We start from the raw sequence: 11285 nt of genomic DNA on the forward strand, positions 1-11285 counted from the left end.
CAATCTCACCAAACGCATAACGGACGAAGCCACACCTACCTGGCGAGGCACCTACTAGAACATAAGGCGCAACTCGCCCACATTAAACGCCCACTCAAAGCAGCCGGGACGGAGCACCCGGACCGGGTTCCGACCCGAACGGCACCGTCGACTCAACGAGTTCCGCACCCGGGCCGAATCCCACGGCGGCGCAGCGGCGGGCGAGGTCGATCGAGCGGCCGCCTGCGGCGGCCTGTCGTGCTCGATCGTCGGATCGCGCACATGTACCGGGGTGGGGCGGGGTTGCGGGCGGCTGCCTGCCATGCTCGGGTACCGCCCGGACTCCCGGCTCACCGCCTCCAGCAGCAGCGTGGCGTAGATCCGTGCCTCGGGCCGCGACAGCCGCGCCCGCGCTCGTTCACCGCGGCGCAATGGCGGCCGGTGCTGTTGTTCGCCGTGATGAACCTGTCCCTGTACGCGGCCATCGACCGCATCGGGCTCGGGCTGGCCGTCACGTTGGAGTTCCTCGGTCCGCTGACGGTCGCGCTGGCCGGTTTTCGACGCCGCATCGATGCCCTGTGCGCGCCGGCCGCCGCCGCAGCGGTGGTCGTGCTCGCCCGCCCTTCTCCTTCCACCGACTACCCGGGCGTCGGCCTGGCGCTGCCGGCCGCGGCGTGCTGGGGCTGCTACATCATGCTCAACCGCGCCGTCGGCCGAAGCCTGCCGGGCCTGGAGGGCCCGGCCGCCGCAGCGGCCGTCTCCGGCGCGCTCTACGTTCCGGTCGGAGCTCTGGTGCTCTGGCAGCATCCCCCCACCCCGGCCGCCCTCGCCGGCGCGCCGGCCGCCGGAGTACTGTCCTCGGCGGTGCCGTTCCTCGCCGACCTGCTCTCGCTCCGACGTGTCCCGGCGCACTTCTTCGGCGTGTTCATGAGCGTCAACCCGGTCTTCGCGGCCCTGGTGGGTCTCGTAGTGCTCCAGCAGCACCTCGATGCGATCGCGTGGGCGGCCATCTGGGTGATCGTCGGCGCCAACGCCGTAGCCGTTGCAACAGCCTCTTCTGCCCCCACCAGGGGCATGGTTGGGATACGCCGGAACCGCACCATGGAATGACCCGCTGGCTCGGACACGCGCCCGGGCACCAAGCGGTCCTGCTCAGGCAATGGACCGATGGTGAACACCGTACTCATCCGGTCGGCAGGGCCGTCCGCTTTCGACGGTGCCGATTCCTCGTCATCCCCGTCGAGGGGTCGACATCGACCCACTCGCTTCCGTCCGAGCCCTCCTGTCTCGGCCCCGCCGGTCCGACCGCGACGAACGGCCGCCGGGTCGACGCGGGAACGAGGCCGCCGCAACGTGGCGATCGCAACGCCGACCGCGCGACTTGATCGCCCCGGCGCACGCGGGACTGCGTGCGTGGCCGCCGTTCGGTCACCGGGGAGCGTCTGGAGGTGCGGTTGCGCGACGGGACGCTCGCCGGCCGCTCGATGTAATACGTCGAGGAGGGCATGTTCCGGGCCCTGGCCCTCGATCTGTTCCCGCAAGCGGCCGGCTGCGGGGCGCTGTACACAATCCACGGCCCGATCACCGACGAGATCACGGCCCTGACCGCGAACGCTCGCGGAGCGTGCGGCGACGTCGTTCGGCTCCCAGGTGGTGGTAGAAGTCGCGAGCACGAGCACGATCCGTCCCCCGCCTGCGGCGGCCAGGTCCCGTCCCGCCGTCTGGGCCAGGGCGAACACCGCGGACAGCCGCCGCTCGACGGCGGCCCACCAGGTCGTCGGGTCGGTGTCCGCGAAGTCTGCGGCCGACCCCGGCTCGGTAGTACCGATCACGAACAGGTCGGGCACCGGCCTGTCCGCGTCGGTGGAGGGCGACGTCACCCGTCGGCCTCCCGCTTCCAGCACCTGTGTCGCGGCCCGGCCGATCTCGGTGGGCAGGGCGACGAGTACGGCGTGGTTCGAGATCGACTGCGTCAGATCACCGTTCCTGCGTTGGGGGACACGACTGCCCGGTGAGAGCGCCGCGGCCGGACAGCAGGAAGGCCGCGGTGACGGCGATTTCCTCGGGCCGGACCAGCGCGCCGGTGGGCAGCGTGGCCAGGTACGCCGGGTCGCGCCAGATGGTGCCGGGGCCAGCATCGCGGTGTCGGTGGGGCCCGGGGCAACCACGTTCACCAGCACCCCGGTCGAGGCCAGTTCGGCGGCCGGCGCCCGGGTCAGTCCCAGGAGGCCCCCTTGGCGGTCACGTAGTGGGCGGCGTCCTCGCCACCGGTGATCGCCAGTTCGGAGGCCACCGCGACGATCGCGCCGCCGCCTCGGTCCACCATGGTCGGCAGGGTGGCGCGGGTGAGGTTGTGCAGGCCGCCGAGGTGCACGCCGAGCATCCGCCGGAAGGTCGCGGGCGAGATCTCGGCGAGCGGGATCTCCTCGACGTAGCCCGCAGCGCTCAACACGACGGTGGGGGCCCCGAGTTCGGTGGTGACACGGGCCACGAAGCTCGCGACGGCCGCCGGATCGGTGACGTCCACCACCGCGTCGAGGTCCGCCTCGCCGCCGGCCCGCAGGTCGCATCCCGCCACCAGGCGGCCTTGTTCCCGCAGTTCGCGGACACAGGCCAGGCCGATCCCGGCCGCCGCGCCGCTGACCACGACCACTTCGGCCGGCCCGCCGCCGGTACCCGTGATCATCGCCCTACTCCCTCGGCCACGCCGAACTCGGCCTCCACCACGGCGGCGATCGCGTCGGCGGCCCCCTCGAAGATCGCCTCGCCGATCGCGGCCGAGCTGCCGTGCGCGGTGCGCAGCACGCCGGAGGAATCGACCAGGCCCGGCCGTTCCGGCAGCACCGTGTAAGGCGGCGGAGTGGTCGCGACCGTCAGCGGGCTGATCGCGTCGGCGTGTACCCGCCCCGGATCCAGGTGCATCATCAGCGACGTCTCGACGATCCCGGCGTGTTCGGCCTCCCAGCCGGGGACGTCGCCTGCGAAGATCCGGTCGGGCGCGTCGGCACCGATCACCTCCCACCAGTTCACCATCAACACCCGCGCGTCGGTTCCGCGTTCGAGGGCGAGGTCGACTCCCTCGACGGCCGGCGCGGTGTTTTCGAAGTGGCCGTTGACCAGCACGATGCGTCGGTGTCCGTGCCAAGCGTAGGCGACCACCAGGTCGCTTACGATCGCGCTGTGCGTGGCGGCGCTCAGCGAGACCGTGCCGGGGAACCGTTCACCGCCGCCGCTGATCGGCCGCGATCGTGATCCGTAGTCGTACCCGGGGGCGACCAGACCGCCGGTGCGGGCCCAGACAGCGGCGGCGAAGCGCTCGGCGATGTGCGTGTCGGTGTCCACCGGCAGGTGCGGACCGTGTTGCTCGATCGAGCCTCGCGCCGACGGCGGTACAACACTCGGTGACCGCGGTGGTGGCCGTGCTGTTGTCCCTGCCGACCAGCCCGCGGCACGCCCTCGACGGCGACAGCCGCAGCTCGGCCGCGCTGGTGCGGCTGATGCTCGGCGGGTCGCCGCGGGATGTGGCGTCGCTGCTGTTGCCCTCGACACCGGGTGCCGGTTGGGTCGTGGTCCGCGGTCGGCTCGATCGCCGGCAACCGGGCCCGGGAGCGGGTCCGGGCGAGGATCCGGTGCAACTGGCCGCGTTGGGTACCGCGTTGGCCACGTCGTATCTGGATCTGCGCGGGCGCGACGTGTACGCGCTCGTGCCCGTTACGCCCGGCTCGCCGACGGCGGATCCGGCGGCGGCGAATCGGCTCGGGTGGACGCTCGGTTTCAGCGCACCGTCCGCCACGGCCGACCTCGCGGTGGCAGCCAATCAGGCCGAGCGCGCATTGCGGCACGCGCTCGCGGCTGGGGTGCCGTCCCGGCGGCAGCAGGACCGGGATCGGAGCGTGCACTCGCTCGTCCCGGCGGCGGACTCGACCGCCCTGGCGCGCGCCCGATTCGCGGCGCTGATCGATGCCCCCTCGCCCGGCTACGACGTAATGCTCGAAACCCTGCGCACGTGGCTCGCGCACCACGGCAGTTGGGACCGCGCCGCAACCGCGCTCGGTCTGCACCGCAACACCGTGCGCCAACGCGTCGCGAGGATCGGCGATCTGCTGGACCTGGACCTGCACGACCCGGACGTTCGAATGGAACTGTGGTTCGCCCTCCACTGGCTACCGAAGGAACGACCGAGCACCGAGCAGGCGCCGCCCGCGGCGGGTTCGGACAGTCGGCAACGGAACATACATCCCTGATCGACGGGTGAACAGGCGCGGCTGTCCGAACGCTCTCGAACCCGACTCCGTCAACCGCTCGCCGGCGAGTCCGCCGAACCGGCCGAAGAACGATCATCGGCTCGCCCGCCGCGCGTGCTTCTCCACTCTCGGCTCAGCAGCGCCACGTCGCCGGGTCGGATCGACGACACGTCCGATCCGACCCGGACCGCGAGGTGGGTGGCCACCCGATCGACGGCCTGTTTCTCGAATCGCCACCGACTCGGACCTCGTACTACAGGATCGGGCACGATGCCACGGTGGATGCCGGCCCGCTTCTTGGGAACTGCATCCGTCCGACCTCGCTCGGCGGCTCCGCCTGGAACCACGCCACGGATCTGTCGGTGCGGAAATCACCGTCCCGCGCACCCTGCTCGTGTTCCCGACGTCGGCGCGCGCCCGAAAAGCGGAGGCGCACCCGATGACGGGACCGACCGTCGACGGAGCGGTTGTCCCCTTCCCGTTCCTTATGCCAGGTAGGGGCGAAGGTGTCGTTCCAGGACGGGCTTCGGGGCCGCGCCCGTCCACGCCTTGACAGGGGCGCCGTCGACGTAGACCACGAAGGCCGGTATGGAGGAGATCCCGTGCTGCTCCGACAGTGCCGGCTCCTCGTCGACGTTGATCTTTACGACGTCCAGGGCGCCCGCTTGTGTGGCGGCCAACTCCTCGACGACGGGAGTGATCCTGATACACGGCCCGCACCACGGGGCCCAGAACTGCACCAGGACGGGCCGCTCCGCCTGGAGTACGCGGACGGGAAAGGTCCGTTCGGTGACACTGTCGACGGAGCCGTGGGGCCTCGCTGCCATGATGACGTTCTCCTTGCGGCGTGTGGTTCGTGTCTTGTGTGTGTGAGGGCCGATGGGCCCGGGCGATGTGGCGGGAGACGAGCGGGAGCTCAGTCGCGGATGGCGACCTGGGGTATCGACCGCGGGGTGCTGTGACGCGTGCGGGCCGAGGTGGAGGTGCGGTGGTTGTCCACGGCCCGCTCGACGTCCTCGGCGGCGAGGTCGTGGTCGAGGGCGAACGCGGCCGCGGCGCCCTGTCCTGCGGCGATGATCACGAGCGCCTTCGTGTCGGTCACGTTGCCGACCGCCCACACCCCGGACACGCTGGTGCGGCCCGCATCGTCGGTGCTCACCCAGTCGTTCGGGTCGCGCTCGCAGCCCAGGCCGGTGAGCAGGGTGTCGCGGGGCACCATCTCCGGAACGACGAAGACCGCGCCGCGGGGGAAGACATGGCCCCCGGCCAGTTCGACACCGCGCACCTGGTCGGCTTCCACCACCACCCGCTTGACCGTGCCGTCGGCGACGACGATGTCGCGCGCGGCCAGCTGTTCGCGCTCCCCCGCGTCGAGATCGAGGGTGTGGGCGAAGAAGACGACATCGGAGGACCACTGCCGCAACAGCAGGGCGTGCCGCACCGCCCCCGGGTGCGTGCCGAGCACCGCGATCGGCCGGTCGCGTACCTCGTACGCGTGGCAGTAGGGACAGAACAAGACGTCCCTGCCCCACCGCTCCCGCACACCGGGGATCGCCGGAAGCTCGTCCCGCAGTCCGGTGGCCACCACCACCCGCCGAGCCTTGAGCACCGCGCCGCCGTCCAACCGAACGAGGAAACCGGGGTCGATCTGGTCCACCCGGCACTCGAACAGGTCCACCCCGTACCCGGCGACCTCGGCCCGACCCACCGCCAGCAGATCCGCCGGGGACATCCCGTCCCGCGACAGGAAACCGTGCACGTGCGCCGCACGGGCGTTGCGCGGCGCACCCGCGTCGACCACCGCCACCCGGCGGCGCGCCCGACCCAGCACCAGAGCGGCGCTCAGCCCCGCCGCACCCGCGCCCACGATCACCACGTCGTACCCGTCGGCGTCGGGAGCGTTTCGTACATCGTTCGTCGTGTCACTCACGGCGATCACCTCCGCCACGAGCGTGCCTCCCCGATCGCACCAACGGCAAAGTTCTTTGCGGTTCTCGCAACAACCGACGTCGCCGACCCCTCCGAATGAACCGCGACAACTCGGGCGAGCAGCGGCCGCACCCGCCGTTGCCTCGCACTGGGCGATCCACGAGAGCAACTTCGAAGGCTCGCGCGGCGTCGGCCGGATTCCGGCCTGTCGGCCCCTGTCTTGCCGTACCAGCGAACTTCGTTGCGTGTCAGGAGGGTCGGATCGAATTCGCGACGTAGGCTTCCCCTCTGGCCACCGTGCCGGCACAGGTCGGCCGCCGGACGAACTCGTGGGGTCTCTCGGTTCGGCAAGCCCCGGGTTTGCAGCAGGCCTCGTATACACCACGCCAGGCTCAGATTTCCCTGACCGACCGCCCGAGCGCCCTGACGGAGTAGAGGTCGGTCATCCCGGCGTCACGGAACCCGCCCGAGCGGTGTTAACGAGAATTGGGTGTGGAGGGACGTCCCGTCCGGCGGGGACGGCTCGTCCTGGGCAACCGCAAGCGGGTTCCGGAGCCGGGCGGGGCCGTCGAGTCCGACACCTCGCCTCCCAACGTTTCGGCGCCATCGGCGACTCGACCGTGAAGCTCAACCCCTTCGGCGGCCAAGCGAGCGCGCCGATCCAAGGGCGGATGGGATAGCAGACCAGGTTCGCGATGGTCGAACTCCGGTCGGGACGGAACGCCGGTGTCATTCGACGGCGCGACCCAGCAGGCCGCGGCACCGGCGAATCTCCTGCGGCTGGCACGGCGTCGAAGTCGTCACTCGCACGTCTCCCTATCCATGCTTTGCGATTTTCGCAAAGAACTTTGTCGAAATCGCCGTCGTGGGAACAGCCTGGCGTCGGAGGTGGTCACGATGACCCAGGGACCCCGGCTCAACGGCCATGAGCGGTATGACGTGGTGGTCGGCGGAGGCCCGGCAGGCTTCAGTGCGGCGCTCCTGCTCGGACGCGCCCGCAGGTCCGTCCTGTTGATCGACGACGGCCGCCCTCGCAACCCATCGGCGATGCACATGCACGGCTTCCCTTCCTGTGACGGCGTCCCACCCGGTGACCTGCTGGAGGCGGAACGTCGCGAGATGGCCGACTACGGGGGCCGGGTGCAGCAGGGGCAGGTGTTGTCCGCTGTGCGGGACGGCGACGGCTTTCGTATCGAACGCGACTCCGGTCGCGCCGTGCGAGCCCGGCGGCTGCCGGCCGTGACCGGAGTCGGCGACGACCTGCCCGAGATACCCGGCTTGGCCTTGCGCTGGGGGCGCGATGTGGTGCATTGCCCGTACTGCCATGGATGGGAACTCCGCGACCAGCCGATCGGCGTCCTAGCCACCGGCCGGTCCGGAGTGCACCAAGCCCTGCTGTTCCGCCAGTGGACCGACCGACTGACGTTGCTGCTGCACACCGCACCCCACCCGACAGCCGACGAGGCCGAACAGTTGGCGGCCCGCAGGATCACGGTGGTCGACAGTGAGGTGACCGGACTCGATATCGTCGCGGACCGACTTGCCGGTGTCCGCCTGCGGTCCGGCGAACTCATCCCGTTGCAAGCGCTGGCCATCACGCCCCGGCCGGTCCCACAGGAAGATTTCCTGACCGGACTCGGCATCGGGCCCACACCGCACCCGGGCCTCGGCGCCTACATCGCCGCCGACCCGACCGGTCTCACTCCCGTTCCGGGTGTGTGGGTCGCAGGCAACCTTGCCGACCCCAACGCGAACCTCCTCGCGTCGGCCGTCTCCGGCTCGGCCGCAGCCGAAGCGATCAATGCCGACCTCATCGCCGAGGACACCCGCCACGCGGTGCGTGCCCACAGCGATCCCTTCTCCCCCGCGTCCGAGAGGCCCGCCTCTGCGAACAGGTCCTGGGCGACCGGCGACACGGCCTGTGACCTCTGCAGGAACCCCGGACGAAAACACGGAAACAACCGCCGGTCAGCGAACGACCGGAAGCCTTGGAGCCGGTCGTCCGGCCACTTTCATCTACTTCGGGCCCAACGGCTTCCTCATGGGACTGTGGATCGTGCACATCCCGTCCGTCGAGCACAGGGCCGGAGTCAACCACGCCGTGCTCGGCTGGTTCTGCTGATGCGGGCGCAGGAGCCTTCGCAGGCTGCACCTGGCCGGTCCCCTGACCGACCGCTTCGGCGCACGTACGCTCGTGCCGATCAGCGCGGCACTGCTCAGTGCCTCCGTGATCCTGCCCGGGCCGGCCACCGACGCCTGGACCCTGGGCGCGTCGCTGCTGCTGTTCGGCTGCAGCAACGGCGCCATGGACGTCGGCATGAACGTGCACGCCATTCAGGTGGAACGGGCGTACGAACGGCCGGTCATGTCCGCGTTCCACGCAACCTTCTCCGTCGGCGGGGTCCTGGCCGCTCTCCTCGGCGCGCTGACGCTCGGTCTCGGCCTGGGGCTGGCGGGCACGCTCGGAACGGTGGCCCTGTTCGGAGTCGTCATGGCGGTCGCGGCCACTCCCCTGCTGCTTCGTCCGCAGCCGGCAGCCACCCACGAGGTGGAGAGCACCTCCGGACGCCCGCCCCGCCGCATCCGGGTCCTGGCCGCGCTCGCGCTGATGCTCATGCTCTGCGAGGGCGTGGCGAACGACTGGAGTGCATTGCACCTGCGGGACATCCTCGACGCCTCCCCGGCGAGCGCGGTCTTCGCCTACGGCGCCTTCGCCACCGCGATGACCGTCGGGCGGTTCCTCGCGGACGGCGTGTCCGCGCGGTTCGGCGCGATGGCGATCCTGCGCTACGGCGCAGCGTTGGCCGGGCTCGGGCCGGCTACGGCAGCTCTGTCGCCGTGGATTCCGCTGCCGCTGGTCGGCTGGACGGTCGCGGTTATTGGCCTGTCCGGCTGTGTGCCGCAGTTGTTCAGTGCAGCGGGGCACACCGACCGGGCCGCCGCGGGGGCGCCCGAGTCGCCGGGATCGGCTATCTCGGGGTATTGGCCGGTCCCACTGTCATCGGGCCGATGACGCACGTGATGCCGTTGAGCATCGCGTTGCTGCTGCCGGTGGCGTTCTGTGTGTGATCGCCTCGTGTACGGCGGGGGTGTTGCGGGAGGCGAGGGTGCAACCTGCGGCGGACCGGTAGGCGGTGGGCTTCGGGCCCGGGATCGCCCCATCACGCGTCGCCTCCGCCCCCGGCACCCCGGCGTTTGCGGTATCGGCAACATTTCTTGCCCTCCTCGGCGGTGAATGGATTGAATGCGACGCATGGACGAGCCCTCCCCTATCGTCATCACGCTGGCACAGGTCGGCCTGCGGCTGCGTCGCATCAGAACCCAACGTGGCCTGACCCTGTCCGCACTGGCCGAGGCAACGGGGATCTCGATCAGCACCCTGTCCAGGCTCGAATCCGACCGACGACGCGCGAGCCTGGAGGTTCTGTTGCCGATCGCGCAGGCCTACGGGTTGCCGCTGGACGAACTCGTCGGGCCCGTGGGGTCGGGCAAGTCCCGGATCCACACCAGGCCTCGTGTGCACCACGGCAGGGCCCATTTTTCACTGACCGACCGCCCGAGCCCCCTGAAGGCGTGGAAGTTGGTCATCCCGGCTTCCCAGAATCGGCCCGAGCCGTGCACGCACGAGGGGCACGTGTGGTTGTACGTCCTGTCGGGACGGGTCCGGCTCGTCCTGGGCGGCCGCGAGCTGGTCCTGGAGCCGGGCGAGGCCGTCGAGTTCGACACCGGCTTGCCTCACTGGTTCGGTCCCTTCGGTGGCTCGGCCGTGGAGGTCCTCGGCCTCTTGGGTGGCCAGGGCGAGCGCATACACGTCCGCACCGGGCCCCTGTCCCGTTGAACAGCGCGCTCGCCGGACGAGCGCGGGCCACTTCCCTGTCGACATGGCTTCCGTCCGCCGACACTCCGGAAGCGGGGGGTCGTCGGTATGGCCCAACCACTGCGGACGGATCGCGCGTCCGGTGTTGAAGTATCGGCCGGACGGGAAACCTGCCCGCCGCGTCACACTGTCCTTGTCGGTCGGCATGTCTGCCGCGGACCGTGAGACTGCCACGGCCAATCCGCAGACGGGCGTCCAGCGTGGTCGCATCGTGGCCGGCCTTGCGTAGCTCGTGTGCGGCGGTCGGCCCGGCCACTCAGACGCCCGCCACCGCGAGTTCCGCCGCGCTGCGGCTGGTGAGCGTGAAGTCAGACTCGTGCGGCGCACGGAAGGGCGCAGTGGCCGCGCCCGCGGGAGTCGGTCGTGAAGGGCGTCCTTGGCCGTGTATCGAATGTGGGTCTGAGGGCTGTGGATGATCACGGTTCATGGGGGCGGAAGATCTCACGGAAGAGCAGTGGACGGTGCTGGAGCCGGTGTTGCCGAAGGGTGCCAAGACGGGGTGGCCACCCGTCTGGTCCCGGCGTCGGCTAATCGACGGCATACGGTTCCGGATCCGGACTGCTGTTCCGTGGCGGGACGTGCCCGTCGAGCACGAACCGTGGGGCCGGGCCTACGACCTGTTCCGCCGGTGGCAGCGGAACGGTACCTGGCACCGGATCCTGACCCGGCTCCAGTCCATGGCCGATGCGGAGGGGGCGATCGTGTGGGACCTGAGCATCGACTCCACGGTCTGTCGCGCTCATCAGCATGCGGCTGGGGCCCGCAAGCAGGGCGACCTGCAGAAGGAGCCGCCGGGCGGCGTGGTCATCGAGCGTCGTGATCACGGGCTGGGACACTCGCGCGGCGGGTTCACCACAAAGCTGCATCTGGCCGTCGAGCAAGGTCGGAAGCCCTTGTCGATCGTGGTGACGGCAGAACTGCGTGGAGACTCGCCGCAGTTCGAAACCGTGCTGGCAGGGGTTCGCGTGCCCCGCCTGGGGCCAGGCCGGCCACGTGTCCGTCCCGATCGCGTGAGGGCGGACGAGGCGTACGCCTCCCGCAAAACCCGGGCCTACTTGCGCCGCTGCAGGATCCGCCGCACCATCCCAGACAAGGCCGACCAGGCGCGCAACCGCCGGAAGCTCGGCTCTCGCGGCGGCCGACCGCCGCGCTTTGATCCGGTCGACTAGGACACGTCCGGTCGATCATGTGACTATCTCGCGGTCGAGTCGTTGGTCCGGGAATGGGGCGGGGTGATCTGACGGATGCGGAGTGGG

General features: G+C 70.5%; 8 protein-coding genes and 2 pseudogenes. 6 read left to right on the top strand and 4 right to left on the bottom strand.

All coding sequences use genetic code 11. The features are described from left to right. Positions 1-378: 378 nt before the first annotated feature. Positions 379-1089 (top strand): annotated as a pseudogene (locus ABZ374_RS47250) (EamA family transporter); the annotation flags it as partial. A gap of 1105 nt (positions 1090-2194) precedes the next feature. Here ABZ374_RS47250 and ABZ374_RS47255 read toward each other — a convergent pair. Together ABZ374_RS47255 and ABZ374_RS47260 are read right to left on the bottom strand one after the other, a co-directional pair. Continuing rightward, a complete protein-coding gene (locus ABZ374_RS47255; protein ID WP_360324671.1) occupies positions 2195-2665 on the bottom strand; it encodes an SDR family oxidoreductase in 471 nt (156 codons plus the stop codon). Further along, a complete protein-coding gene (locus ABZ374_RS47260) occupies positions 2662-3348 on the bottom strand; it encodes a creatininase family protein (RefSeq protein ID WP_360324688.1) in 687 nt (228 codons plus the stop codon). The genes ABZ374_RS47255 and ABZ374_RS47260 overlap by 4 nt, the downstream gene beginning before the upstream one ends. A gap of 32 nt (positions 3349-3380) precedes the next feature. Here ABZ374_RS47260 and ABZ374_RS47265 point away from each other — a divergent pair, with 32 nt between their 5' ends. Next, positions 3381-4223, top strand: coding sequence for a helix-turn-helix domain-containing protein (locus ABZ374_RS47265; RefSeq protein ID WP_360324674.1), 843 nt, complete (start codon positions 3381-3383; stop codon positions 4221-4223). A gap of 485 nt (positions 4224-4708) precedes the next feature. On the opposite strand, the gene ABZ374_RS47270 is transcribed toward ABZ374_RS47265, so the two are convergent. Both ABZ374_RS47270 and ABZ374_RS47275 read right to left on the bottom strand, forming a co-directional pair. Further along, positions 4709-5050 (bottom strand): thioredoxin family protein, encoded by a 342-nt coding sequence (locus tag ABZ374_RS47270; protein WP_360324676.1) that lies wholly within the window; start codon positions 5048-5050, stop codon positions 4709-4711. An 89-nt stretch (positions 5051-5139) separates the two neighbouring features. Next, complete coding sequence (locus ABZ374_RS47275) at positions 5140-6162, bottom strand: NAD(P)/FAD-dependent oxidoreductase (RefSeq protein WP_360324691.1); 1023 nt, start codon at positions 6160-6162, stop codon at positions 5140-5142. Positions 6163-7049: 887 nt separating this feature from the next. On the opposite strand from ABZ374_RS47275, the pseudogene ABZ374_RS47280 reads away from it, so the two are divergent. The 4 genes and pseudogenes from ABZ374_RS47280 to ABZ374_RS47295 all read left to right on the top strand — a co-directional run. Beyond that, a pseudogene (locus ABZ374_RS47280) lies at positions 7050-7862 on the top strand (NAD(P)/FAD-dependent oxidoreductase); the annotation flags it as partial. Between the two features lie 484 nt (positions 7863-8346). Continuing rightward, the gene (locus tag ABZ374_RS47285) at positions 8347-9165 is read left to right on the top strand and encodes an MFS transporter (RefSeq protein ID WP_360324679.1); all 819 of its coding nucleotides are present in this window, start codon (positions 8347-8349) and stop codon (positions 9163-9165) included. A 231-nt stretch (positions 9166-9396) separates the two neighbouring features. After that, positions 9397-9990, top strand: a complete 594-nt coding sequence (locus ABZ374_RS47290) for an XRE family transcriptional regulator (RefSeq protein ID WP_360324682.1) — start codon at positions 9397-9399, stop codon at positions 9988-9990. 464 nt (positions 9991-10454) lie between these two features. Continuing rightward, complete coding sequence (locus ABZ374_RS47295) at positions 10455-11198, top strand: IS5 family transposase (RefSeq protein ID WP_360324685.1); 744 nt, start codon at positions 10455-10457, stop codon at positions 11196-11198. Positions 11199-11285: the final 87 nt, after the last annotated feature.

This window comes from Embleya sp. NPDC005971 (assembly GCF_040629175.1).
Classification (GTDB): domain Bacteria; phylum Actinomycetota; class Actinomycetes; order Streptomycetales; family Streptomycetaceae; genus Embleya.

What these genes read in the sequence shown, in the direction of transcription:
- ABZ374_RS47255 (WP_360324671.1), bottom strand. Translation starts at nt 2,665, where the DNA reads ATGATCACGGGTACCGGCGGCGGGCCGGCCGAAGTGGTCGTGGTCAGC.
- ABZ374_RS47270 (WP_360324676.1), bottom strand. Translation starts at nt 5,050, where the DNA reads ATGGCAGCGAGGCCCCACGGCTCCGTCGACAGTGTCACCGAACGGACC.
- ABZ374_RS47290 (WP_360324682.1), top strand. Translation starts at nt 9,397, where the DNA reads ATGCGACGCATGGACGAGCCCTCCCCTATCGTCATCACGCTGGCACAG.
- ABZ374_RS47295 (WP_360324685.1), top strand. Translation starts at nt 10,455, where the DNA reads ATGGGGGCGGAAGATCTCACGGAAGAGCAGTGGACGGTGCTGGAGCCG.